Raw genomic sequence first — 24,854 nt, 5'->3', positions numbered from 1 at the left:
TCGGGTAGCGTTCTGGCCCGGATCTGTCCGGCATGGAACGTGCCGGATTGGCACTGAGCAGGAGAGACCCGATGCCGCTCGTCGACCTGGACGACCCGGAGGAGTTGCGCGCCCGCTGGAGCGCCCTCGCCGCGGTCGCCCACGCCACCGGCTACGACCGCCGCTGGTACGCCGACGCGCACGGTTGGTACCACCAGGACGAGACCGGCAGCGACCTGCGGATGGCCCGGCTGGACGGCGGCCGGGCGGTGCTGTTCGGGTTCCACACCCAGCACACCCAGACCGGCGAGGCCGACCTGCTCGCCGGGGCGCCGCCGTGGATCGGGCAACCCGAGGTCAAGCGCCGGATGGCGGCGGGGGAGCTGGGCTTCGTCTACGGCAGCTTCAACGGGACCTGGGCGCGAGCGTCGTACCCGGGCGATCCGTGGCAGCCGCTGGACGACGGCTTCCTCCCGATCGGCGAGTGGATCACCTCGGACGAAGAAGCCGCCCGCGAGATGATCGAGTGGGCCGCGGAGTGGGCCGACTATCTGGGCGGCCTAGACGAGGTGTTGCCGGTCGGCGTGCGGTTGATCCGCACTGTCGCGACTACTGGCATCACGGTGGAGGCGCTGCAGGAGCTGTTCACTGCGCTGGGGATTGGGCCACACTCTGCTCAGCAGCCTGACCTGCAGGCTGCGCTGGCGGCTGCGGCTGAGTTTGATGGAAGCACGGTCAGCCAGCCGGTGCCGGCGCCTGTTGTTGGCTCTGGGCGTGCTCCTGCTGCTGCTTCTTCGGATGATGCTGATACCGATGCTTCCCCTGGTGGAGCCTTCCCGCCGATCGAGGACGACGAGGAGTCCGTCGCTGTCCCGCCGGGGATCAGCCCGTTCACCGGCAAGCCGATCGGCGCCGACGACGCGAATCTGATTATTGGCGGCCCCGACCCGTACGCCGGCGTCAACGAGCCGTATCCGGCTGGGCCTGCTGCGGGTGAGCCCTACTCGGCTGACCCGTATGCGTCTGAGGCCTCCTCGGCGTCGTCCGCAGGCACGTCCGAGCCCTTCGCCCCGGAACCACCGTTCACCCCCGAACCACCGTTCCGCCCCGACTCACCCTTCGCTCCGGAGCCCCAGCCACCCGCCCCCGAGCCACCCTTCACACCCGGCCCCGCCCCGGACCCGCCGTACCAGCCGGACGACACCCCGGACGCGTACGGCGTAGTAGCCAAGAAGCCACGCCTCTTCCGCCGCCGCAAACACGAGAACCAGGACCCGCAGCCGCCAGCCCCCAAGGGCGGCAGCTGGTCCAATGCCGCGCCGTACAACCCCCAGGCCCCTGTCGACCGCCCGAACGCTGGCCCTTATGCGCCGCAGCCTGAGGCTGATCCGTACGCGCCGCAGTCCGGCACTGATCCGTATGCGCAGCAGGCTGGCGCTGACCCGCATGCGCAGCGGCCTGGTGCTGACCCGTATGCGCAGCCTGGCAACGCCTCTTACGCGCCGCAGTCCGGCACCGGCCCATATGCGCCGCAACCCGGCAGTGATTCCAGCGTGCCGCAGTCCGGCACCGAGCAGCGGCGCTCCGCCGGTTCGCCGACTCCGACGTACGGCGCGCCGACTGCTCCCGCCCAGAACGGCGAGCAGCCCGGTCCCGGTGAGCCCGGCGCACCGCCTGCCCCCGGCCAGTACCGCGCGCAGCCCGCTCCCGGCCAGCCCGCAGACGATGCGCCTGCCGCCGGCCAATACGCCATCCGCAACCACTCCGGCGACGCCCGCGATCTCCCGTCCGCCGAACCACCCAGAGTCGGCGGCCCGATAGACGACGGCGAAGACTTCTACGCCAGCCTCTTCGCCGACGCCCCAGCAGCCGCAAGCTACGTACCGGACGTAGTCCGCAACACCCCCGCAGACCAGCAGCCTTGGTCAGCCGACGACGCCACCAGCGAGATCGCAGCAGTCCCTGACGACCTCGCCGCCGATGGGTCCGACGGCTCCCTCGCCGCCAACGACCTGGCAGCTGACGACCGCGACGGCTCTCTCGCCCTCCAAACCCCGGCTGCTGACGACCGCGACGGCTCTTTCGCCTCCCACGGCTCTGACCTGTCGGCCACCGACGACACCGGCGTCATCACCCCAATCCCAGACGCTGACGACAGCGCATCCCCAGTGCAGCCGGCAGAGGTGCGCGAAGGCTCGCAGCCAGCTGACTCAACTCAAGCCCAGCAGCCGTATGCCGCAGGCTCACTCGGCGCACCTCAACTCCAGGACCACCGCAGCGAGCCTGCAGGCCAGCCAGGCACGCCTGCTGGCCTACCCGACTCAGCCACCGAGCGCGAGCCTGCCAACCAGCCCGAGCAGCACATCGGACACGAGGCAGACGCCCACCTCCCAAGCGCGACCGAGTACGAGGTAGACGCCCGCTCCGAGCAGGCCACGGAGCACCAGCCCGGCGGTAAGCCGGGGCACACTGCGGAGTCCGCGCCGGGTGCCCAACCAGGACAGGCAACGGAGTACCAGCGAGGCGCCCAGTCGGGACCGGGCGCGGAGTACGAGCTGGGTGCCCGGCCGGGGCGGGCCACGGAGTACGGAGCAGGTCCCCAGCCGAACCGGGCCACCGAATCCGGGCCAGACACCCAGTCGGACGCGGCCACGGAGTACGAGGCGGACGCCCGAGCAGGGATGGCCACGGAGTACGCCGCCTACGAGACGGACGTCCAGCGCGGTTCGGGCACGGAGTACGAGGAGTACGCCGGACCCCAGTCGGACGCCCGGTCTGGTTCGGGCGACGCGGCGCTAGCCGAGACTGATGCGGTTGCCCTCTCCGACGCGTCTGTCGCTGACGAGCGATCCGGTACGGGAACTGACTACCGGACGGACGCTCGGCCCGAGGTACTCGACGGGCGCGAATTGGCTGCGGAGATGCATCCGGAGCCGGACGTTGCGCTGGAGCCGGACCTTGCGGCCGCGCCGGTGGTTGCGCAGGAGCTCGAGGCCGAGCCGCAGGTTGAGCCTGAGCCGGAGGCTGAGCCCGAGCTGGAGGTTTTGCCCGAGCCTGAGGTTGTGGCTGAGCCCGAGGTCGTGCCGGAACCTGCGCCGAGGCCGGCACCTGCGGTCGCGAAGCGCGAGTGGATTGGCGGCGCCTGGATCAACGGCGTGTGGATCGAGGACGTTGCCGCGTACCTCGAAGCCCAGAACGCCGCCGGGCCCGCCCAGGCTGCCGAGGAGGAAGCCTCAGGAACCGAGGCCGTCGCCCAGCGCATCGACGAGGCACTCACCGACGAGCCGCTCGTCGACGGGACGCTCATCGAGGAGCCGCCGACCGAGGAGCGCGTCCTCGACTACGAGGAGTTCGACCGCCCGACCGAGCATGCGCTGACGCAAGACCGCGGGCGCGGTTTCGACGGGCGGGGTGGCGACAGTCTCGCGGAGGACCCGCCGACCGAGGAGTTGGTGCTCGACGTCGAGGCCTTCGACGGAGCCGCGGACGACTCACAGCAGGAAGTGCGCGCGGCCGAGGCCGATGGGTTCCAGGAGGCCGCTGAGGATCCGCCGACCGAGGAGCGGGTGCTCGATGTTGAGGGGCGCGAGGGTTCCGCGGATAAGCCTCAGGCTGACGAGCGCGCGCTCGATGGCGACGACGGGCTCGGGGCTTCGGCTGAGCATCCGTCGACGGAAGAGCGGGTGCTCGATGTCGACGCGCTTGAGGGTCCGGTCGAGTACGGGCGGGCTGACGGCCGGTCGCTGGATGACGGGCGGCTGGAGCACCAGGCTGAGGATGCACTGGCCGAGGACCGCGGCGCTGGCGAGTCCGAGCGGCACGGCGGAGGGGTGCCGAGCAACGAGCAAGAACTCGGGGTTGAGGCGTCGGGGGAGCAGGCTGCACAGCAGGTGCCGGTAGCCGGGCCGGCGCTCGGCGCGGAGGCTGGCGAGGCGCCGGCGGGAGAGCGGTCCAGCGTCCCACCGGCGGAGGCTCGTCCGGACGTCGCGTCGACGGGGGAGCAGCAGGGCGTCGTGCCGCCAGAAGTCCGGCTGGGCGCGGCACAGGCGGGCGAGCAGCCCGGCGAGGTGTCGGCGGACGCTCGTCCGGACGTCTCGTCGACGGGAGATCAGCCGGGCGCGGCGCCGACGGAAGACCGACCGGGCGCGGCGGCGGCGGAAGACCGACCAGGCGCGGTACCGGCGGGGGAGCGGCTGGGCGTCGTACCGGCTGAGGAGCGGTTGCTGGGGGTGCCGAGCGAGGATCAGTTGCTCGGGGTGCCTCTTGATGATCAGTTGATCGGGGTGCCTGTTGACGATCAGCTGATTGAGGAGCCTCAAGGTGAGGTTGAGGATGATGCTCCTACGGCTGAGATTGCGGCGATCTCTGAGGAAGACCCGGAGAGTGAGTACTACGCAGGCGGTAGCTCGCCTGCCTCATCGCAGGCGCGGGACATCCCGCCGGGCGGGTTCAGCAGTCTCGAGCCGTTGGATGAATTCGACTATCGGCCTGGTCTAGAGGACTTTCATGACCAGATCCTTGGCGACGCTGACTGGACGGCAGATCAGCTGGGTGAGCCTGCTGCGGTCGACGTCACTGCTCAGTTGGAAGCCGTTCGAGATGTCGAGCCGCAAGACGACAAGCAACACCCAGCACAAAGCCAGGCTCAACCTCAGATCGAGGAGCCGCCAGCTGAGCGACCCGAGAAGCTGGTGGTGCCCGACGACGGCGGCGGCGCAGTCGCCATCCCGGGGCTCGGCGTGGTCGGCGGCGACAGCCCACGCATCGACTCCCAGCCAGGATCGATCGAGGAAGCCATGCGGGCCGAGGTCGAGCGACCGCGGCCGCGCCCCAAGAAGACCGCAGCCTTCGACGCACTGCACGACTGGTGCCGAGCGCGCACCAAGATCGTTCCCTCCGGCTTCACCATCCAGGTGCAGGTGCTCGACCCCGCAGCGCCGAGTTACCGGTTCGACCTGGAGCCGCCGCAGGTCGACGACCCGGAGTACGGCCAAGACCTGCTGGCCGAATTGCTAGGCGACCTCTGGCTAGCGGAGTCCGAGAGCGAGCAGGGTGGTTGGTTGTTCGCGCGGATCGACGTCGCCGGCCGGACGCTGCGGATCGATCGCTGGTACGACAGCGTGCCTGACTGGTGGGACAACCCGATCGAGGCGCGGCTCGACGTAGACGGCCTGGTGCGCAGGCTGAACGGTCGCGGCCCGGACTGGCAACCGTCGTACCTGGAGAAGTTGTACATCAGCGCGAGATAGCGTTGTCCGCATGAAGCTCCGGATCTTTACCGAACCCCAGCAAGGCGCCACGTACGACGATCAGCTGGCGGTCGCCCGCAAGACGGAGGAGTGCGGGTTCGACGCGTTCTTCCGTTCCGACCACTACCTCGCGATGGGGGACGGCGACGGCCTGCCGGGTCCGACGGATGCGTGGATCACGCTGGCCGGCCTGGCGCGCGAGACCAGCCGGATCAAGCTCGGCACGCTGGTCAGCCCGGCCACCTTCCGCCACCCGGGCGTCCTCGCGATCACGGTCGCCCAGGTCGACCAGATGAGCGGCGGGCGGGCTGAGCTGGGGCTCGGCGCGGGCTGGTTCGAGGCCGAGCACGCGGCGTACGGGCTGGACTTCCCGGACACGCCCGGCCGCTTCGACCTGCTGGAGGAGCAGCTCGAGGTGATCACCGGCCTGTGGGACACGCCGTCCGGCAAGACCTACGACTTCCAAGGCGAGCACTACCAACTGACCAACTCCCCGGCACTGCCGAAGCCGGTCCAGCAGCCGCATCCACCGATCATCATCGGCGGCGCCGGCAAGAAGCGCACGCCAGAGCTCACTGCGAAGTACGCCGCGGAGTTCAACGCCGGCTTCAAGTCCGTCGAGGACACCAAGGTCCTCTTCGACCGCGTACGCCGTGCCTGCGAGTCGATCGGCCGCGCACCCGAGACCCTCACCCTCTCCGCAGCCCATCGAGTCGTCGTCGGCAAGGACGCCGCGGAGGTGCAGCGCCGGGCTACAGCCGCCGGTTGGACCCTCGACGAACTGCAGCAGCACGGCGTCGGCGGTACGCCGGGCGAGGTCGTCGCCCACCTCAAGCGCTTCGCCGACGTCGGCACCCAGAGCTTCTACCTGCAGATCATGGACCTCACCGACCTCGACCACCTCGACCTGATCGCGTCGGAGGTTCTTCCCCAGGTCTCCTGACAACGCGCCGAAGTGGCTCGATGTCGTGTATCTTGATGTCGAGAGAGTTTGTTGCCCGGAGGTTAGGGCAGCCTGACCTGCTGAGCGTGTGGGGGACTCGGCAGGATGGGGTCAGCGGATACAGGACCGGATAGAGGAGCAGGTTGATGGCCAGCGTCGACAGCTTCGGTGCCAAGGGTGCACTCGAGGTCAACGGAACGTCGTACGAGATCTTCAGGTTGGCGGGTATCGAGGGCGCTGAGACGCTGCCGTACTCGCTCAAGGTGCTCCTCGAGAACCTGCTGCGCACCGAGGACGGCGCGAACATCACCGCCGAGCACATCAGCAAGCTCGGCAACTGGGACGCGAACGCGGCGCCCGACACCGAGATCCAGTTCACCCCGGCGCGGGTGATCATGCAGGACTTCACCGGGGTGCCGTGTGTCGTCGACCTGGCCACCATGCGCGAGGCCGTCGCCGAGCTCGGTGGCGACCCGACCAAGATCAACCCGCTGGCGCCGGCCGAACTGGTGATCGACCACTCGGTCATCATCGACGTCTTCGGCCGCCAAGACGCCTTCGAGCGCAACGTCGAGCTGGAGTACGGCCGGAACAAGGAGCGGTACCAGTTCCTGCGCTGGGGTCAGTCGGCCTTCGACGAGTTCAAGGTCGTCCCGCCGGGCACCGGCATCGTGCACCAGGTGAACATCGAGCACCTGGCCCGCACCGTGATGGTCCGCAACGGCCAGGCGTACCCCGACACCTGTGTCGGCACCGACTCGCACACCACCATGGTCAACGGCCTGGGCGTGCTGGGCTGGGGCGTCGGCGGCATCGAGGCCGAGGCCGCGATGCTCGGCCAGCCGGTCAGCATGCTGATCCCGAAGGTGGTCGGCTTCAAGCTGACCGGCTCGGTACCGGCCGGCGCGACCGCGACCGACGTCGTGCTGACCATCACCCAGATGCTGCGCAAGCACGGGGTGGTCGGCAAGTTCGTCGAGTTCTACGGCGACGGCGTCACCGCGGTGCCGCTGGCCAACCGCGCCACCATCGGCAACATGAGCCCCGAGTTCGGCTCCACCTGCGCGATCTTCCCGATCGACGACGTCACCCTGGAGTACCTGCGCCTGACCGGCCGCGGCGACGACGAGGTCGCCCTCGTCGAGGCCTACGCCAAGGAGCAGGGCCTGTGGCACAACGCCGACATCGAGCCGCGCTTCTCGGAGTACCTCGAGCTGGACCTGTCCACCGTCGTCCCGTCGATCGCCGGCCCGAAGCGGCCGCAGGACCGGGTCGCGCTGAGCGAGGCCAAGGAAGGCTTCCGCGGCGCGCTGGCCGACTACGCGACCAACGAGGACCAGGCCGACGTCGACCCGTCCGAGCTGGGCAGCTTCCCGGCCAGTGACGCGCCGAACGGTCACGGCCACACCGACGACAACCCGCACGTGCCGCACGGCGCCGGTGCCGCGGGCCGGCCGGTCAAGAAGACCAAGATCAGCCTGAACGGCCAGGAGGTCGAGCTCGACCACGGCCACGTCGTGATCGCCAGCATCACCTCCTGCACGAACACCTCGAACCCGTCGGTGATGCTGGCCGCCGCGCTGCTCGCCAAGAACGCGGTCGACAAGGGCCTGACCAGCAAGCCGTGGGTCAAGACCTCGCTGGCCCCGGGCTCGAAGGTCGTCACCGACTACTACGACAAGGCCGGCGTCACGCCGTACCTCGAGAAGCTCGGCTTCCACCTGGTCGGCTACGGCTGCACCACCTGCATCGGCAACTCGGGCCCGCTGCCCGAGGAGGTCTCGGCCGGGGTCCAGGAAGCCGACCTCGCGGTCGTGTCGGTGCTGTCCGGCAACCGCAACTTCGAGGGCCGGATCAACCCGGACGTGAAGATGAACTACCTGGCCTCGCCGCCGCTGGTGATCGCCTACGCGCTGGCCGGCACGATGGACTTCGACTTCGAGACCGACGCGCTGGGTCAGGACACCGACGGCAACGACGTGTTCCTGAAGGACATCTGGCCGACCGCCGACGAGGTGGAGCAGGTGATCGCCTCCTCGATCAACCGGGAGATGTTCACCAAGGACTACGCCGACGTCTTCGCCGGTGACGAGCGCTGGCAGTCGCTGCCGACGCCCGAGGGCAAGGTCTTCGACTGGGATCCCGAGTCGACCTACGTGCGCAAGCCCCCGTACTTCGACGGGATGGCCAAGGAGCCGTCGCCGGTCACCGACATCGCCGGCGCCCGGGTGCTGGCCAAGCTGGGCGACTCGGTCACCACCGACCACATCTCCCCGGCCGGCTCGATCAAGGCCGACGGCCCGGCAGGCAAGTACCTCGCCGAGCACGGCGTGGACCGCAAGGACTACAACTCGTACGGCTCGCGTCGTGGCAACCACGAGGTGATGATCCGGGGCACGTTCGCCAACATCCGGCTGCGCAACCAGATCGCCCCCGGCACCGAGGGCGGCTTCACCCGCGACTTCACCAAGGACGACGCGCCCGTCACGTCGATCTACGAGGCCTCGGAGTCCTATCTCGCCGCCGGTACTCCGCTGGTCATCCTGGCCGGCAAGGAGTACGGCTCGGGCTCGTCCCGCGACTGGGCCGCGAAGGGTACGGCGCTGCTCGGCGCGAAGGCCGTCATCACCGAGTCCTTCGAGCGCATCCACCGGTCGAACCTGATCGGCATGGGCGTGCTGCCGCTGCAGTACCCCGAGGGCGAGAACGCGGAGTCCCTCGGCCTCACCGGTGAGGAGACCTTCGACATCACCGGCGTCACCGCGCTGAACGACGGCACGGTCCCGCGCACGGTGCACGTCAAGGTCACCGGCACCGACGGCGAGGTCAAGGAGTTCGACGCCGTGGTCCGGATCGACACCCCCGGCGAGGCGGACTACTACCGCAACGGCGGCATCCTGCAGTACGTGCTGCGCTCGCTGATCGCCAACTGATCCAGACACCACCGGTACGGCGTACCGCGGGCTGAGGCTCGCAGTACGCCGTACCGCTGTGTTCGGAGCCGTTCATCGAACGGGTTGCCCGCCGTAATACAGTCCTGGTTAGCTGTCGATGCATCGGCCGGGCGGGCCGGGCCTCATTTCCGGGGGGAAACGTGCGTTACCCAGTACTCGTACTCGCGGTGGTCCTGCTGGTCGCGGGGTGCGCGGCCGAGGAGCCGACCACCTACGGACCGACCACCGCCGGGCCGACCGTGCGCCCGAAGACCTCCGCGCCGGTGCCCGAGGACACCCTGCCGGTGATCGAGGAGCCGACCGAGACGCCGGCCAAGCCGCTGTGCGAGATCTTCACCACCGCGGAGATCAGCGCGACGCTCGGCCTGCCGGTCCGCAAGGCCGTGATGACCAAGAGCGGCGGCTACGTCACCTGCACCTGGGCGACCGTGAAGCCGGTCGACGGTCCTGGCGTCGTCAGCATCACCCGCGGCGACGGCGCGCTGTACACGGCGTACTCGCAGAAGGTGGTCGCCGAGGCGAAGGCGAAGAAGGCGCGTGGCCGCAAGCTGCTCGAGGGTGTCGGCGACCAGGGATTCGCGATCGGGGCGTCGGTGAGCGGAGTGCCGATCTGGTACGCCGTGGTCGAGCACGCCGGGGTGCTGACCGGGGTGCAGGCCTCCGGCGCGGGGAGCAAGGCGAGTGTCGGCACGATCAAGGCGTTCATGATCGAGGTGCTGGCGCGGGGCTGAAAACTGTCGGCGGGACGGTGTTGACTGTCCGGCATGGCAGAGCGGGAGCATCCATGCGAGGTGATCGAGGCGGCCTGCGCGCAGTACGGCGAGGACGTGGTGATCGACTGGTGCGTCGCGTTCCTGACCGGCGAGATCTCGGGCGAGGACGCCTACGGGCCTGACTTGCCGAAGCTGGTGGCGCTGACCGGTTCGGCGAATCCGGGTGGGTGGGCGGCACCGGTCGATCCGGTGAACTTCTACTGGATCCGGGTCTGGGCGGCGCGAGCCTTCCTGTACATCTGGCGCGACGACGTCGTGTCTGCGCTGCTATCGGTTGTCGACGACCCTGCCTGGCGGGTCCGCGAGCACGTCGCTCGCATCACTGCGCAGCGCGAGCTCGGGCAATTGGTCGACGGGCTGCTGCCGATGCTTGATCACGAGTTGCCGCGAGTGCGGGCTGCCGCAGTACGGGCTGTGGGCGCGGCGGGGGAGTACGAGCACGCTGAGGCGCTCAAACCGCTGCGTGACGACCCGGACAACGCAGTACGGGCTGCTGTTGATCGGGCTTTGGACCGGCTGGCCAAACGACTGGATCGTGAGCTGGATTGACAGCGCGCCCCGGTGGGTCCGCTACGGCCCACCGGGACGCTGTCTGTTACCGCCCGAGCAGGTTGAGCTTCTCCAGCAGCAGGGTCTGCTGCCGGAGCTGCGCGTTGGTCGACGCCGGGTTGAGGCGGATCGACTCGGCCTGCGCCATCACGGCGCCGAAGGTGCTGTCCAGGTGCAGGTCGAGGTTGGTGTCGACCCGGGTGCCGAGGTCGAAGGAGCCGTCGGCGAAGTTCAGCCAGGCTGCGAGTGCCTGACGGTCGAACTCGGCCTTCGGGTTCAGCAACTGGATGTTCAGCACGCTGTTCGCCTTCGCCATCGTGGAGACGTCCTTCGCCTCCGAGAAGACCGGGCTCATGTGCTGGACCACCTGCAGGTAGCAGTTGAGCGTGCTGACCGGCAGGTCGATCGGCGGCACCCGCAACCCGGCCCGGGTCTGCAGGAACCACAGCGGCGCGATCCTGGTCAGCCGGGCGTTGCCGGTGACAACTACTCTCGCCGAGTCCGCCGCCACACCGCCGTCGTCATCCTTTGAACCGAAGCCGACGTCATAGCTGCACGCCGACCCGAACACATGCGACTTGCTGTCAGTCACATCGCGCGGTTGCAGACTTGGGCTGGTCGCCGGATCTGTCCCCGGCGGGTTGACCGGGTAGCTAGTCGTGACGTCCGGCGAAGGCGGCCCATCACCCCAGCTCCAGCTGAGCGCCAGGTCATCGCTGCCCGGATCGGTCGACCGCGCCTTGAAGCTCACCGGCTGCCCACTGTGCGCGACGAACGTCGGTACGCCGTTGACCACCGTCGCGCCGGTCTCGTCGATCACGGCCGTCGGCGCGACATTCGTGACCTGCAACGGGAACGACGCGGTCTGGCTGCCCCCGTCGTCATCGCTCACCTTCACCCCGACCGTGAAGGACCCGTTGTCGCCATAGGTCCGCGACCCGGTCACCGTGCCCTGATCGGCGGGCGGCCCGTCGTTGGTCAGGATCAGCGACCCCGAGGTCGGAGCATCGAAGCCCCACGAGATCTCCGACGAGTACGTGTCACCCCACCCCGGATCCGCGAAGGACGCCTTGGCCGCCAGCACCGAACCCTCGGTGATCGTCGTCGGCTGAGCCGGATCGATACCGACGCTCGGGGCAACGTTCGCGACAGTGAGCTGGAACGTGGTCGACGCCGTCTCACCCTTGTCATCGGTGGCCGTGATCGTCACCGCACCACTCTGGCCAGGACCGTCATTGGTCCCGAGACTCCAGGACCACCGCCCGCCGCCGGTATCGGTCACCACACCGCGCGACGAGGTGAGCGCGACCGGACGGCCCTCGGGATCGCCGAAGCCACCCGCGATGGACGCGGCCGATCCTTCGTTCACGCTGACTGTTCCGGCGTCGGCGCTGACGGTCGGCGGATTGTTGCCCTCCTGCAGCGCGCCGAGCAGGTCGATCCGCGGCGTCGTCACATTCGTCGTCGGACTCGTCGCATAGGTGATGTCGACGCCCGTGTCCCGCAGATAGGCGAGCAGTGTCGCTGCTGTCGCCGTCGGGTAGGCGTGCCGCAGTGCGGCGATCGCTCCGGCGACATGCGGCGCGGCCATCGACGTCCCCTGGAGATTGGCCCACGCGTCGTCCGGCACCGCCGAGTCGATCGACGTACCAGGTGCGAAAACGTCCAGCAGCGAGCCACGGTTGGAGTAGGCGGCCGGGGTATCGACGTCGTTGCCGCTGCCGTTGGCGTCGATCGCGCCGACCGTCACCGCAGTCGAGACGCAGGCTGGTTCGCCGACGCCCGCGGGATGCGACTCGTTGCCGGCCGAGATCGTCGTCGTGATGCCCACCGAGAGCAGCAGGTCGATCGACGCCTTGGCCGAGCTGGTGTCACAGGCCGTTGCGTTGTTGCTGTCGTCGCCACCGCTGAGGTTCGCCGAGGCGATCGTGAACGAGTTGCGCAGGTCGTAGACGCGCTGCATGCCGGCGATGAAGTCCGACGTGAAGAACTGCACACACGGCGGATTGCCGTCGCAGCCGTTGTTGACCCGGTGGTAGATCTGGATCGCGATGATGTTCGCGCCCGGTGCCACTCCGTTGCCTGGGGCACCCGTAACGCCGGTCCCGCTGCCGGCCGCGATCCCCGCGACATGGCTGCCGTGCCGGCAGATGTTCGTGGCGCCGTTGAGGCACTGGGCCGTCTCCGCATCGGCGGCGCCCGCGCCGGTCTGGGCCGCAGTACCGTCCGGGCAGAGGGAGGCCTGGTTCGCGGCGTCGCTCACGCTGGAGTAGCAGGCCTCGGAGACGATCCGGCCGGCGAAGTACGGGTGGTCGCGGTCGATGCCGGTGTCGAGGATCGCGACCGTCTGGCCGGCGCCGGTGAAGCCGAGTTGCTGGACCCGGTCGGCCCGGATGAACGGGATGCTCGACGCCAGCGACGGTGAGCCGACCTTGTCCTCGTGGATCGCGACCACGTTCGGATCGGCGGCCAGCTCCTCGAGTGCCTTCTGGTCCGCGTCCAGCGCGAGCAGCGGGAACGAGCGGTAGGTCTGGTTGACGTCCGCCGTGCCCTGGTCGATGTTGTCCAGCACGCTCTGCTTGTCGCCGAGTCGGTCGACCTGCACGATGACGCGGACCGAACCCTCCTGGCCGGCCTCGTCGATCAGCCGCTGCTCGGTCGGATTCGGTGTCGGTGTCGGATCAGGCTCAGCTGCCTGCGCCGGCAGCTGAGCGGTCATCGCCGCCAGCAGGGCCAGAGCCGAAGCTCCGGCAGTGAACAGTCTTCGGTTACGCATGGTGGTTCCCCCCGTTGTCTGGACTTGTCCCTCACATGCTGGGCAGACGCCTTCAGAAACCCTTAAAGCTCTCTTCGTCAGTCGCTGTCACCCGATGGTCACCTGGACGTAAGTCACTAGCCGCCCGCGGCGGGAAGCGTCGCGGCATGGAAACCTCCCGTAGATCTGTCCTGAAAGCAGGCCTGGCTTCCTCCGCGGCCGTCGCCGGTCTGGCCGGCCTGACCACGCCGACCACCGCGGCGGCCACGCCCATCCCACAGGACCCGTTCACCCTCGGCGTCGCGAGCGGTGACCCGTGGCCGGACGGGTTCGTGCTCTGGACCCGGCTGGCTGTCGACCCGTTCGCCGAGAACGGCCTCGGCGGCATGCCCAGTCGCCCGTACGCCGTCCAGTGGCAGGTCGCGAGTGATGCGCGGTTCCACCACGTCGTCCGGTCCGGTGTCGCGGTGGCCCGGCCGGAGCACGCGCACTCGATCCACGTGACCGTCGAAGGCCTCCGCCCGGGCCGCGAGTACTGGTACCGGTTCCGCGCCGACGGCCGGGTGTCGCGGGTCGGCCGGGCACTGACGGCGCCGGCCCGAGGGACGACGCCGCGCGAGTTGGCGATGTCGTTCGTGTCGTGCTCGCAGTTCGAGCACGGCTGGTTCACGGCGTACCGGCGGCTGGCACAGGATCGCCCCGACCTGGTGCTGCACCTGGGTGACTACCAGTACGAGTACACGAAAGACACGTATGTCGCGCCAGGTGGCAACGTGCGCGACCACGACGGGCCGGAGACCACCACGCTGGCGTCGTACCGGCAGCGGCATGCGCAGTACAAGAGTGATCCGGACCTGCAGGCAGCGCACGCGGTCGCACCCTGGCTGGTCGTGTGGGACGACCACGAGGTCGACAACAACTGGGCCGACGAGACTCCGGAGAAGCCGGAGGAGGGTTTCCTGGAGCGTCGCGCCGCGGCCTTCCAGGCGTACTACGAGAACATGCCGCTGCGGGCCACCTCGAAGCCGCGCGGCATCGACATGCAGCTCTACCGCCGGGTCAAGTGGGGTGAGCTGGCAACGTTCCACATGCTCGACACCCGGCAGTACCGCGACGACCAGGGCTGCGGCGACGGCTACAAGGACTGCCCGGCCGCGGTCGACCCGCAGCGCTCCATCACGGGGGAGCGGCAGGAGAAGTGGCTGGTCGACGGGTTCCGCCGGTCCGAGGCGCGCTGGGACATCCTCGGCCAGCAGGTGTTCTTCGCGCAGCGCGACAACACCGAAGGGCCGGTGAAGCTGACCTCGATGGACGCCTGGGACGGGTACGTCGCCTCCCGTGACCGGATCACCCGGGGCTGGGTCGACGCGCGGGTGCGGAACCCTGTCGTCCTGACCGGCGATGTGCACGCGCACTGGGCATCCGACCTGAAGCTGAACTACGACGACCCGACCTCGCGGACCGTCGGCTCCGAGCTGGTCTGTTCCTCCATCACCACCGGCGGCGACGGCGCCGACTCGGCCTCGGGCACGCATCCGTGGCTGCGCTGGAATCCGCACCTGCGGTTCCAGAACAACCTCCGCGGCTACGTGAACACGACCATCACCCGGGAGTCGCTGGTCGCCGACTTCCGCTGCGTCCGCGCCGTCCAGAGCAAGGACGCCGAGGTCTTCACCCGCGCCCAGTTCACGATCGAGGACCGGCATCCCGGCCTGCAGCAGACGGCCGACACCCCGCCGGCCGCCACCCTCCGTACTGCGGCGACGGCTCCCGACACGATCGCGTGGGAGATCGAGCGCCCCTGACCCTTACGCCGGGCCGGAAGCTCCAGAGACCGCTCTCTGGAGCTTCTCCGCGTACTGCGCTGCCTCCGCGTCGTCGGCGTACTTGGTGCGCGGCCAGAAGAAGCCGCGCAGCCCGTCGCCCTTGGTCCGCGGAACGACGTGCACGTGCAGGTGCGGAACCGACTGCGAAACCACGTTGTTGACGGCAACGAAAGACCCCTGCGCGTCGTACGCCGTACGCACGGCTGCCGCCACCGATCGGGCGGCGCCGAACAACGGCACGGTGAGCTCGTCGGGCAGCTCGACCAGCGTGTCGACGTGCTCGCGCGGGACCAGCAGTGTGTGGCCCTTGAAGACCGGCCTGATGTCCAGGAAGCCGAGGACCTCAGGGGTGTCGTAGACGATGTGCGCCGGCGTCGTACCGGCGATGATCGCGCAGAAGAGACAGTCCGCCATCAGCCCAGTTTCTCGTCGACGAAGCACCAGCGCCAAGTCTCGCCCGGCTCGAAGCTGCGCATCACCGGGTGCTTGGTCTGGTCGAAGTGCTTCTCGGCGTGCCGCCCGGGCGACGAGTCGCAGCAGCCGACGTGACCGCAGTCCAGACACAGCCGCAGGTGCACCCAGGTGCCGCCGTCGGCGAGGCATTCCTCGCACCCGTCGGGGGTGTTCGGGGTGATCACGCACGGCGCCGACGCGAGGTGCTCGCACTCGGCGGCCTGGGACGGGGGAGCGGTCAGGTTCTCGGACTGGCCGCCGACGTCGTCCGCCTCGGCCCGGTCCAGGATCGACTCCTCGATGTCGAGCTGGATCTGGGCCCGCTGCAGCACCTCGTCCGCGACCAGGCCCTCGTCCCGCACCTTGAGGATGTGCGACCGCTCGGTCTCCAGCATCGCCATCCGCAGCCGGCGATAGGCCTCGCTCGGCGTCTCGAAATCCGTCTCGGAACGGCCGAGCCGCTCCCACGCGGCGTGCGCTCGCGACTCGCCACGCTGACGGAGCAGGGCGACGACCTCCGGCGGGTCGTTCGGGGTGACGAGCTCGTTGAGCGTCACCTCCGCGGCCCGATGAGCACCCTGCAGTACTGCGGCCTCCTGCAGCGCGTCCTCGGCCGGGTCAGGGCCGGGCAGCTTCAACCGGCGTACGAGCCACGGCAGGGTCGAGCCCTGGAGCAGCAGCGTCCCGGCGGTGACGACGAGGGCAATGAACACCAGTACTTCGCGGTGCGGCGTGTCCTCGGGCAGCACGAAGACCGCCGCGAGAGTGACCACGCCGCGCATCCCAGCCCAGGAGACGACGACGAGAGCCTGGACGGAGACCGGGCCCGGGCGCGAGCGGCCGAGGATGCGCCGCGACAGGAAAGTGACCGGGAAGAGCCAGATCGGGCGCAGCAACACAGTCGCCAGGAACACGCCGATCGTCGCCACCGCGATGGTCATCGCCGAGAGCGGGCTCTCCGACAGGTCGTCGAGGATCCACCGGGTCTGCAGGCCGATCAGCAGGAAGACGGTGTTCTCCAGCAGGAACTGGAAGGTGCGCCAGTTGGTCCGCTCGGACATCCGCGAGGCGGCCGACTGGATGATCGGCGCCTTGTGGCCGAGCAGCAGGCCGGTCACCACGACCGCGAGCACCCCGGAGGCGTGCACGTAGTGGTTCTCGGCCGCGACGTACGCGATGAACGGCGCGGTCAGGCTGAGGGTGGTGTCCAGCACCGGGTCCGTGAAGCGCCTGCGGACCTTGGCCAGGACGATCGCGACCACCAGGCCGATCAGTACGCCGCCGCCGGCCGCGCGGAGGAAGTCGAGACCGACGTGCAGGAAGGTCGGCGCGATCAGCGCGGCACCGATCGCGGTACGGAGGCAGACCAGGGCGGTCGCGTCGTTGAGCAGGCTCTCGCCCTCGAGGATCGTGACCACCCGGCGGGGCAGGCCGACCTTCTTGGCGATCGCGGTGGCCGCCACCGCGTCGGGCGGCGCGACCACGGCGCCGATCGCGAAAGCTGCCCACAACGGCAGCGGCTCCTGACCGTCGCCGACCGCGCCCTGACCGAGCAGCCAGTAGGCCACCAGGCCGACGCCGACCGCGGTGAAGGCGACCAGGCCGACGGACAGCAGACCGATCGACCGGCGGTGCTGCGAGAAGTCGACCAGACTGGTCTTGATCGCCGCGGAGTACAGCAGCGGCGGCAGGAAGCCGACCAGGACGACTTCGTGGGAGAGCTCGACCCGGGGGACGAACGGCAGGTACGACGCTGCTACACCGATGACCACCAGCAGGAGGGGAGCCGAGACCCCGATCCGCCGGGCCAGCGCGGCTCCTGCCGCGACCACGGCGACGAGAGCAACGATCTCGATCGCGATATCCACGCGCACAGTGTCGCAGGCCGCGGCTGCGGTTGCCGCCCGGTTCGCCGACAGCGGAGTACGCGGCCTGTTGTCTGTCGGTGGCATCATCTAGCGTGTGCGAACCGGATCAGTTCGCTCACAGGGGGTCACATGCACCGCCGTACCGTCGTCAGTCTGGCCACCGTCCTGGCTCTCGTCACACCAGCCCTGCTGCCGTCCGCCGCCACCGCGGCGGAGACCGTGACCACCACCAACGCGTGCGTGGCGAGCGTGCCAGAGCCTGGCACGACCACGCCGGTGCGGATCTGCTACTCGCTCTTCCAGCCGGCCGGCGCCTCCAAGGCGCGGACCGTGCCGCTGATCTTCCACAGCCACGGGTGGGGTGGCAGCCGCACCAAGGACGCCGCCGCCTTCAAGTCGTACCTCGACGCCGGGTACGGCGTACTGAGCTTCGACCAGCGCAGCTTCGGGGAGTCGACCGGGGTCGCGCACGTGATGAACCCGGACCTCGAAGGTCGCGACGTGATCAAGCTGGTCGACCTGGTCGCCGGTCTGGATTGGGTGACCAAGCAACGGCCGGGTGACCCGCTGATCGGTGCGATCGGCGGCTCGTACGGCGGCGGCTACCAGTTCGCGGGCGCCTTCACCGAGCTGCGCGACAAGGGCCGGACCCGCTTCGACGCGCTGGCGCCCGAGATCACCTGGTGGGATCTCAAGCAGAGCCTCGCGCCGTCGGAGGCAGCCCGGACTCAATGGCTGGCCGGCCTGTACGCCGGGGGCGGGTCGCATCTCCCACCGTCGGTCCAGGCTGCTTTCATCGGCCTGTTCACCACTGGTCTGTGGCCGACCGGTCAGGCCGGCCGCGACCTGGATGCCTTCTTCGCCAAGAACGGGCCTGCCTGGCACGTCAAGCAGGGGCGCAAGCTCAACATCCCGGTGATCATCGGCCAAGGGCTGTCCGACAACCTCTTCAACCTCAACGAGGGGCTGCAGAACTTCGACCAGGCGCTCACCGGCCGGGCTCGGTCGAGGTCGTTGTTCGTCGGCTACAACGCCGGCCACACGCTGCCGAGCGTCCTGCCGCCGGGTTTCGTGACGCCGGGTGACCCGTGCTCGATCGCGCTCGGCTCGCCGTCCTTCGCGGCGCTGGCGCAACGGTTCATGGCGCTCAATCTGAAGGGGCAGCGGACGGGGCTCAGCGGCTTCGGCAGCTACCACCTGGCCACCGCCGACGGTCGTTGCCTGACGCAACGGCAGCTGGCGGCGAACACGCAGTACCGGCTGGGGAAGGTGACCGGCACGACCACGGTGCTGGCGAAGGGGCCGATCACGGTCGCGGGGGTGCCGCAGCTCAAGGCGAAGGTCAGCAGCCTGCTGCCGAACGCGGCCGCGTTCTTCGCGCTGAGTGTCGGTACGACGCCGCTGGACGCGAAGATCGTGCAGAACAACACGATGCCGCTGCGGGAGAAGAGTCCGGTGCGTGGCGCGCGGCGGACTGTCGACCTGCCAGGGATCGCGGTTGACGTACCGGCTGGGAAGACGTTGTTCCTGACCGTCTCGCCGGTCGCCGACATGTTCGCCGGCCAGAACGGCACCGTGCCCAGCTCACTGCGGCTGGACGACGTGTCGCTGAAGCTGCGCCGGGTCCGTTAACGCACCTTGTCCAGATAGGTCTTGAAGACCGTCAGGAACGGCTCTTCCGAGACGACCGCCGTCACCAGCCAGTCGGCGGTCGTCCGGGCCTGCTCGATCACGTCGGCGGGGTAGCCGTACTTGACCTGGTGCTCGGTGAACTCGTCCTCGTCGTCGATGTAGACGGTGCCGTCGCGTTTGCGGATCACGTCCAGGTCGAGGTCGATCATGGTGACCTGGCCGTCGCTGAACTCGACCGGTGTGGTGACGTCGATGTAGATCTCGGTCGAGCGCGGCTCGTCGTTGAAGATCGCGGTGAACCATCGGTCCCGCGGGAACAGTTGGACGTGCGCCTGCTCGTGGTGCAGCTCGGGCTCCTCGCCGCGCTGGGAGACCGAGTTCGCCGGGGCGCCCAGCCAGACGCCGTACTGGTCCTCGCCTAGGTACTGCATCCACTGGTGCCAGTGGAGCTTCTCGTCGTACTTGCGATAGACCACCCGGACGTTCCGCATGCCGTCACCGTACCGGCGCCGCCGGTCACTCTGGCTATCCTGCTGGTCATGCGGCGGATGCTGGTCACTGGCGGGGCAGGGTTCATCGGTTCGAACTTCGTGCACGACACCCTCCGGCGGTTCCCGGACGTCGAGGTCACGGTCCTCGACCTGCTGACCTACGCCGGCAGCCAGCGCAACCTCGACGGCGTCCCCGTCACCTTCGTGCACGGCGACATCTGCGACGCCTCGCTGGTCGACGGTCTGGTCGCCGCGACCGACGTCGTCGTCCACTTCGCCGCCGAGTCACACGTCGACAACTCCCTCAACGACCCGTCGCCGTTCATCCAGACCAACATCGTCGGCACCTTCACCCTCCTCGAAGCGGTCCGGAAGCATGAGGTGCGGCTGCACCACATCTCCACCGACGAGGTCTTCGGCGATCTCCCGCTCGACTCCCTCGAGCAGTTCACCGAGCAAACGGCGTACGACCCCTCCAGCCCGTACTCCGCCAGCAAGGCGAGCTCCGACATGCTGGTCCGCGCCTGGGTCCGCTCGTACGGCGTCCAGGCCACCATCTCCAACTGCGCCAACAACTACGGCTCCTACCAGCACGTCGAGAAACTGATCCCACGCCAGATCACCAACATCCTGCTCGGCGACAAACCCAAGCTCTACGGCGCCGGCGCCAACGTCCGCGAATGGACCCATGTCACCGACCACAACTCCGCGGTCCATCGCATCATCACCGCCGGCCAGATCGGCGAGACCTACCTGATCGGCTCCGGCGACGAACGCAGCAACCAGCAGATCATCACCCAACTCCTCACCCTGATGGGCCAGGACCCGACCGCCTACGACCACGTCCCCGACCGCCCCGGCCACGACCTCCGCTACTCCAACAACACCACCAAACTCCGCACCGAACTCGGCTGGACCCCGCGCTACGACTTCGAGGCAGGTTTGGCGGCCACCATCACCTGGTACCGCGAAAACGCCGCGTGGTGGAAACCCCAGAAGTCGTCGACGGAAGCCAAGTACAAACTCCTCGGCCGCTGAGATGCCTCGCGGCGCGGAGTACTCGCGCTGGCTCGCCACCTACGAGAAAGGTTGGCGAAACCCTTCGTCCGTCCCACGGCTGAAATGCGACAGCTGTGGTGAGCGGCAACTGACCCTGACCTTCGAGGTCTACACACCAGGTGCCGGCAGCGGCGATGCGCATCTTTGGTGCAGCGCCTGCCTCCGCGGCCTGTTCCTCTGTCTGGCAGTCATCCGCGCGGACCTTCCCACCGCGCCGGTCGGAGCCAATCACCGACCCGCTTACGATCTGATCCAACCGGAATAGAAGGAGACCCGGTGGATCTTTCCAACCTGACTCTGATCGGCTACTGGCACGGCCCGGAGGCCGCGGCGGGCTGGCCCGATCCGGCTGACTTCGTCGACGCCACCTGGGACGACCACGAGCGCGACCGGGTCGCTGACTACCTGCGCCGCGGATTCGTGGTTCGTGCCTACATGGGCTGTTCACCCTGCCGGCTCTGTGACTCGGTAACCAACGGCGACCTGGAGTTGAGCGACGGGGTGTACGTCTGGCCTGAAGGCCTCGTCCACTATCTCGTCGACCACCAAGTAAGGCCTCCAGAGCCTTTTGTCTCACACGTGATCGCGATGAGTGAGGCGTTCGAGGACGCCGGCCGCGACGAGTCATGGTGGCGAAGCCAAGCTAGGTGAGCAGAAGGATCCTCCTCAGCGCCGTGCCGACTCGGCGACGTGTTACAAGAATTGCAGCTTGTTGCAAGTTGTGATGGTCACCTAGACGCGGAGTATCCCCCGACTCAAGAATTGGGCGCCGCCCGGCGTGAGGCCCGGCTGGCGTTTGCCGGGGAGGGCATCGTGGCTGGTTGGATCGCGGGGAACAGTGCTGGGCGGCGGGCGGTGACACTGTTCGCCGCTGTCAGCGTGGTGGCATCGCTTGGGGCGAGGGTTGTCACAGGCAACGAGGCGGTCGCTGCTCCGGCACCCGCTGCCGTACGGACCGAGGCGGACGCCGCCGCACGCGCGGTGCAGACCGGTGAGCCGGTCGAGATCCCGGACCGGACGACAGAGACCTCCCAGACGTTTGCCAACCCGGACGGTTCGCTGACCGACAAGGTGTCGAACAGCCCGGTTCGCGTGCGGCAGGACGGTAACTGGCGCGCGGTCGATACGACGCTTGAGTTCCGCGCGGACGGAAGTGTCGGTCCGAAGGCGGCACTGTCCGACATCACTCTGTCCGGCGGCGGCCAAGGGTTGCTGGCCAAGGTCGGCGTCGAGGACGGCACCTTGCAGTTGCAGTCGCCCTGGTCCCTGTCGCGTCCGACCTTGTCGGGCTCGAAAGCCACCTATCCCGACGTGATCGCCGGCGTGGACCTGGTGACCGAAGCAACGACCGACGGTTTCACCTACAACCTGGTCGTGAAGAGTCGCGAAGCCGCAGTGAACCCTGCCTTGAAGTCAATCCACTTCCCGGTCGCCTCGACCGGTCTGTCGCTTCGTGCCAACAGGCCAGGCGGACCGGCCTACGTTGCCCAGGACGGGCGCCTGGTGATGATGGCCGGCAGCGCCATCATGTGGGACTCGGCCAAGCCTGGCCCGCAGGCCAAGGCGGCCCAGTCGGCGTCTTCCGCGCAGCTCGTCGACGACGGACCGCGTGGCGCGCATGTCGCGAAGATGGACCTCAAGGGTGACGCGAGCGGCCTGACTGTCGTGCCGAACGCAACGCTGCTCACTGCCGCCTCGACGGTCTACCCGCTCGTGCTCGACCCGGTGATCTCCACTCCGTCCAGGTCCGCTTGGGCCGCAGCTTGGCAGCTCTACCCGACGACTTCCTTCTACAAGACGACCCACAGTCTCGGCGTGGGTTACGAGAACTACGAACAGCACAAGATCGTCCGGTCGTTCTTCCAGTTCAACACGGCCGTCTACGCGGGCAAGAAGATCTTCGGCGCGACGCTGCGAACCTACGAGACGCACTCGGCCAGTTGCGTGGCCCGTTCGGTGACAGTCACTCGTACCGCGCCCATCTCTGCAGCGACGACCTGGAACAACCAGCCGGCAGTCCAACTCGCGGCCGGTAGCAAGAGCTTCGCCAATGGCTACAACTCGTCCTGCCCGGACGCATACGTCGAGATCCCGGTCACCAATTCGATGGTGGACACGGCAGCGAAGGGATACAGCACTTCGACGTTCCGGTTGAGCGCGACCGATGAGACCGACGGTGTCGCCTGGAAGCAGTTCAGCTCGTTCGGCGAGTTGCAGATCAGCTACCTGTCCCAGCCGGCGGTCCCGCGGAGGCTCGGACTCACCGATCCCGAGGTCGGCTGTGGGACAGCCGCATCCCCGGACACGGTCGATTCGGCCAATCTGCAGTTCGGGGTCATGCCGATGTTGACGGCAAATGACCCTGGCAATCGGGTTCGCGCCGAGTTGCAGATCTACAGCTCGTCCGGGAACCCGTTCATCACGAGACAGACTGCTCTGGACAGTCAGGGAACGCCGTTGACCCTGACGATTCCGATCGCGGAGTTCCCCGATCAAGTCACCTATCACTTCAGGGCACGCACCTTGTATCCGTACAACGGAGGCGTTCTGACCTCCGGGTACACGATCTGGTGTTATTTCAAGGTTGACAGGTTCGCTCCACCGCCGCCGATCGTCACTGCGAAGTACGGATCCGTCGCCCTCGCGAACTGCTGGAAGTCAACTGCCACGTGCGAGGAGGTCGTTCCCTACGGGGGCACGGTCTCGTACACGATCAAGGGCGCGGTGGCGGACGTCATCCGCCACGAGTACTACTTCCAGGGCGCGGCGGCCCGGTCGAAGGTGACCGGGAACACCGTCACGGTGAATCTTGTGCCGACCGCAAATGGCTACAACACGCTGTACGCGGTGAGCTATGACGCCGCTGGACATGCCAGTACGCCGACTCTCTTCATGATCAACCTCAAGAGTGCGGCGCCACCGGTAGGCGCCTGGTCCTTCGACGATGGCGGCACCGGAGTCACCGCCGGGGATGCCGCCACGCCGGCTCATCCGCTGACGCTTTCCGGTGGCACAACGTTCGACGATGCGGGTCGCGATGGTGGTTCGATCCAGCTCGACGGGGTTGACGACTACGCGGAGACTCCGACAACGGTGGTGGACACGTCGCAGAGCTTCACCGTATCGGCGTGGGCTCGATTGACTTCGGCCAAAGAAGCAGTGGTGGTCGGTGCCGCAGGCAACATCGGTAGCGCTTTCGAGCTCTACTACTCGGCTTCCTTGAACCGCTGGGTGTTCATGCGGATGAAGACCGACACCATGTCGCCGGTCACCGTAAAAGCACTGTCCGACGAACCCGCTGTGCTCGGTGCCTGGACGCTGGTCACCGGCGTGTACGACGCCAACCCGGTGGCGCCGACGATCAAGCTCTACATCAACGGTCGTCTGCAAACGGCAGGCAACGTGGCCTACCCGGACTCGGCCTGGAAGGCGACCGGCGCGTTGAGCGTCGGTCAGGGGCAGTACAACGACGTCTTCGGCAGTCGATTCGCCGGCTCACTGGACGCGGTGCGGATCTGGCAGCGGCCGCTGGGCCCCGACGCAGTGATGTCCGAGGTCGAGATTCGCAAAGCTGACAAGGTGGTCGCCAGCCGAGCGGCTCGCTGGCCTTTGGACGGCGCGACGCTCGGTGCCGATCAGGTGTGGCGCACGGAGGACACCATCTATGGCGCGAACATGGCGATCTCGGGCTTCGGCGCCGGCACCGACCCCTCGGCGGCGTTCGTCGAAGACGATGACCAGGGCCGGGTTCTTCAGTTCAGCGGCGCGGCCAGTGAGGCGCTCTCATTGCCGCGCGCGGTGGTTGACGGCGGGACAAGCTTCTCCGCAGCGGTCTGGGTGAAGCTCGACGACGCGACCAAACCGGCAGTGATCGCTCGTCAGGCCGGGCCGGACCGCGATGCCTGGCGGCTGGAATGGAAGCCGATCAACGCGCTGACCGGGCAGTGGACCTTCTCGCGAACGCCGTCGGACTCGAGCGAAGCAGCGACAGCCGTCTTCGACGCCAGCATCGACAGCGTCAGCGGTTACTGGCAACTCGTCGTCGGCACCTATGACGCCTCTGCCGAGGATGCAACTGGCTCCGGCCAGCTGGGCGAGATCGGCGTCACTGTGAACAAGAGGGCGACAGCGGAAGGCCGGGACAAATACGTGAAGCCGTACCGGCTGGGAAGCACCGTGGTCGGAAAGGGCAGGACCCCAGGCGCGGAGTTCGCGGGCCAGCTCGACGACTTCCGCCTGTACACCGGGCCGCTGCTGGACGACGCGATCTGCCAAGAATTCGATGGCGTGGGCAACTGCCCCGTGCCGGCGGAATGACCGATG

Annotated in this window: 14 protein-coding genes; 10 read left to right on the top strand and 4 right to left on the bottom strand. The window is 68.3% G+C overall.

The window, feature by feature from the left end; translation table 11 throughout:
* Nucleotides 1-71: 71 nt before the first annotated feature.
* The 5 genes from AB0P21_RS03550 to AB0P21_RS03530 all read left to right on the top strand — a co-directional run bounded on the left by AB0P21_RS03550 (nt 72) and on the right by AB0P21_RS03530 (nt 10,447).
* Nucleotides 72-5,228: a hypothetical protein gene (locus tag AB0P21_RS03550; protein ID WP_363693481.1), complete on the top strand. Its 5,157-nt coding sequence runs from the start codon at nt 72-74 to the stop codon at nt 5,226-5,228.
* A 10-nt stretch (nt 5,229-5,238) separates the two neighbouring features.
* Nucleotides 5,239-6,171 carry an LLM class F420-dependent oxidoreductase gene (locus AB0P21_RS03545; RefSeq protein ID WP_363693480.1) on the top strand — a complete coding sequence of 311 codons (933 nt, stop codon included), beginning with the start codon at nt 5,239-5,241 and terminating at the stop codon, nt 6,169-6,171.
* A gap of 146 nt (nt 6,172-6,317) precedes the next feature.
* Entirely contained in the window at nt 6,318-9,104 is a 2,787-nt protein-coding gene (acnA, locus tag AB0P21_RS03540) for an aconitate hydratase AcnA (protein ID WP_363693479.1), read from the top strand.
* 161 nt (nt 9,105-9,265) lie between these two features.
* On the top strand, nt 9,266-9,856 hold the full coding sequence (locus AB0P21_RS03535; RefSeq protein WP_363693478.1) for a DUF3558 family protein: 591 nt from the start codon (nt 9,266-9,268) through the stop codon (nt 9,854-9,856).
* Between the two features lie 33 nt (nt 9,857-9,889).
* A complete protein-coding gene (locus tag AB0P21_RS03530; RefSeq protein WP_363693477.1) occupies nt 9,890-10,447 on the top strand; it encodes a HEAT repeat domain-containing protein in 558 nt (185 codons plus the stop codon).
* A gap of 46 nt (nt 10,448-10,493) precedes the next feature.
* On the opposite strand, the gene AB0P21_RS03525 is transcribed toward AB0P21_RS03530, so the two are convergent.
* Nucleotides 10,494-13,223 carry a S8 family serine peptidase gene (locus AB0P21_RS03525; protein ID WP_363693476.1) on the bottom strand — a complete coding sequence of 910 codons (2,730 nt, stop codon included), beginning with the start codon at nt 13,221-13,223 and terminating at the stop codon, nt 10,494-10,496.
* Between the two features lie 146 nt (nt 13,224-13,369).
* On the opposite strand from AB0P21_RS03525, the gene AB0P21_RS03520 reads away from it, so the two are divergent.
* Entirely contained in the window at nt 13,370-15,007 is a 1,638-nt protein-coding gene (locus AB0P21_RS03520; protein ID WP_363693475.1) for an alkaline phosphatase D family protein, read from the top strand.
* 3 nt (nt 15,008-15,010) lie between these two features.
* On the opposite strand, the gene AB0P21_RS03515 is transcribed toward AB0P21_RS03520, so the two are convergent.
* On the bottom strand, nt 15,011-15,442 hold the full coding sequence (locus AB0P21_RS03515; RefSeq protein ID WP_363693474.1) for an HIT family protein: 432 nt from the start codon (nt 15,440-15,442) through the stop codon (nt 15,011-15,013).
* Nucleotides 15,442-17,349 (bottom strand): Na+/H+ antiporter, encoded by a 1,908-nt coding sequence (locus tag AB0P21_RS03510; RefSeq protein ID WP_363693473.1) that lies wholly within the window; start codon nt 17,347-17,349, stop codon nt 15,442-15,444. Before AB0P21_RS03510 ends, AB0P21_RS03515 begins: the two co-directional genes overlap by 1 nt.
* Nucleotides 17,350-17,478: 129 nt before the next feature.
* Here AB0P21_RS03510 and AB0P21_RS03505 point away from each other — a divergent pair, with 129 nt between their 5' ends.
* Complete coding sequence (locus tag AB0P21_RS03505) at nt 17,479-18,981, top strand: CocE/NonD family hydrolase (RefSeq protein WP_363693472.1); 1,503 nt, start codon at nt 17,479-17,481, stop codon at nt 18,979-18,981.
* On the opposite strand, the gene AB0P21_RS03500 is transcribed toward AB0P21_RS03505, so the two are convergent.
* Nucleotides 18,978-19,472, bottom strand: coding sequence for a DUF402 domain-containing protein (locus AB0P21_RS03500; RefSeq protein ID WP_363693471.1), 495 nt, complete (start codon nt 19,470-19,472; stop codon nt 18,978-18,980). The two genes, AB0P21_RS03505 and AB0P21_RS03500, sit on opposite strands and share 4 nt — an antisense overlap.
* 48 nt (nt 19,473-19,520) lie before the next feature.
* Here AB0P21_RS03500 and rfbB point away from each other — a divergent pair, with 48 nt between their 5' ends.
* From rfbB to AB0P21_RS03485, 3 genes are all read left to right on the top strand, one after another.
* Complete coding sequence (rfbB, locus tag AB0P21_RS03495) at nt 19,521-20,510, top strand: dTDP-glucose 4,6-dehydratase (RefSeq protein WP_363693470.1); 990 nt, start codon at nt 19,521-19,523, stop codon at nt 20,508-20,510.
* Nucleotides 20,511-20,807: 297 nt separating this feature from the next.
* On the top strand, nt 20,808-21,182 hold the full coding sequence (locus tag AB0P21_RS03490) for a hypothetical protein (RefSeq protein ID WP_363693469.1): 375 nt from the start codon (nt 20,808-20,810) through the stop codon (nt 21,180-21,182).
* A 162-nt stretch (nt 21,183-21,344) separates the two neighbouring features.
* Complete coding sequence (locus AB0P21_RS03485) at nt 21,345-24,848, top strand: LamG-like jellyroll fold domain-containing protein (protein ID WP_363693468.1); 3,504 nt, start codon at nt 21,345-21,347, stop codon at nt 24,846-24,848.
* Nucleotides 24,849-24,854: the final 6 nt, after the last annotated feature.

It is taken from the genome of Kribbella sp. NPDC056861, assembly GCF_040687575.1.
Lineage (GTDB): Bacteria > Actinomycetota > Actinomycetes > Propionibacteriales > Kribbellaceae > Kribbella.
This window is presented reverse-complemented; position numbering and strand designations above follow the sequence as displayed.

What these genes read in the sequence shown, in the direction of transcription:
- AB0P21_RS03550 (WP_363693481.1), top strand. Translation starts at nt 72, where the DNA reads ATGCCGCTCGTCGACCTGGACGACCCGGAGGAGTTGCGCGCCCGCTGG.
- AB0P21_RS03545 (WP_363693480.1), top strand. Translation starts at nt 5,239, where the DNA reads ATGAAGCTCCGGATCTTTACCGAACCCCAGCAAGGCGCCACGTACGAC.
- acnA (WP_363693479.1), top strand. Translation starts at nt 6,318, where the DNA reads ATGGCCAGCGTCGACAGCTTCGGTGCCAAGGGTGCACTCGAGGTCAAC.
- AB0P21_RS03530 (WP_363693477.1), top strand. Translation starts at nt 9,890, where the DNA reads ATGGCAGAGCGGGAGCATCCATGCGAGGTGATCGAGGCGGCCTGCGCG.
- AB0P21_RS03525 (WP_363693476.1), bottom strand. Translation starts at nt 13,223, where the DNA reads ATGCGTAACCGAAGACTGTTCACTGCCGGAGCTTCGGCTCTGGCCCTG.
- AB0P21_RS03520 (WP_363693475.1), top strand. Translation starts at nt 13,370, where the DNA reads ATGGAAACCTCCCGTAGATCTGTCCTGAAAGCAGGCCTGGCTTCCTCC.
- AB0P21_RS03515 (WP_363693474.1), bottom strand. Translation starts at nt 15,442, where the DNA reads ATGGCGGACTGTCTCTTCTGCGCGATCATCGCCGGTACGACGCCGGCG.
- AB0P21_RS03505 (WP_363693472.1), top strand. Translation starts at nt 17,479, where the DNA reads ATGCACCGCCGTACCGTCGTCAGTCTGGCCACCGTCCTGGCTCTCGTC.
- AB0P21_RS03500 (WP_363693471.1), bottom strand. Translation starts at nt 19,472, where the DNA reads ATGCGGAACGTCCGGGTGGTCTATCGCAAGTACGACGAGAAGCTCCAC.
- rfbB (WP_363693470.1), top strand. Translation starts at nt 19,521, where the DNA reads ATGCGGCGGATGCTGGTCACTGGCGGGGCAGGGTTCATCGGTTCGAAC.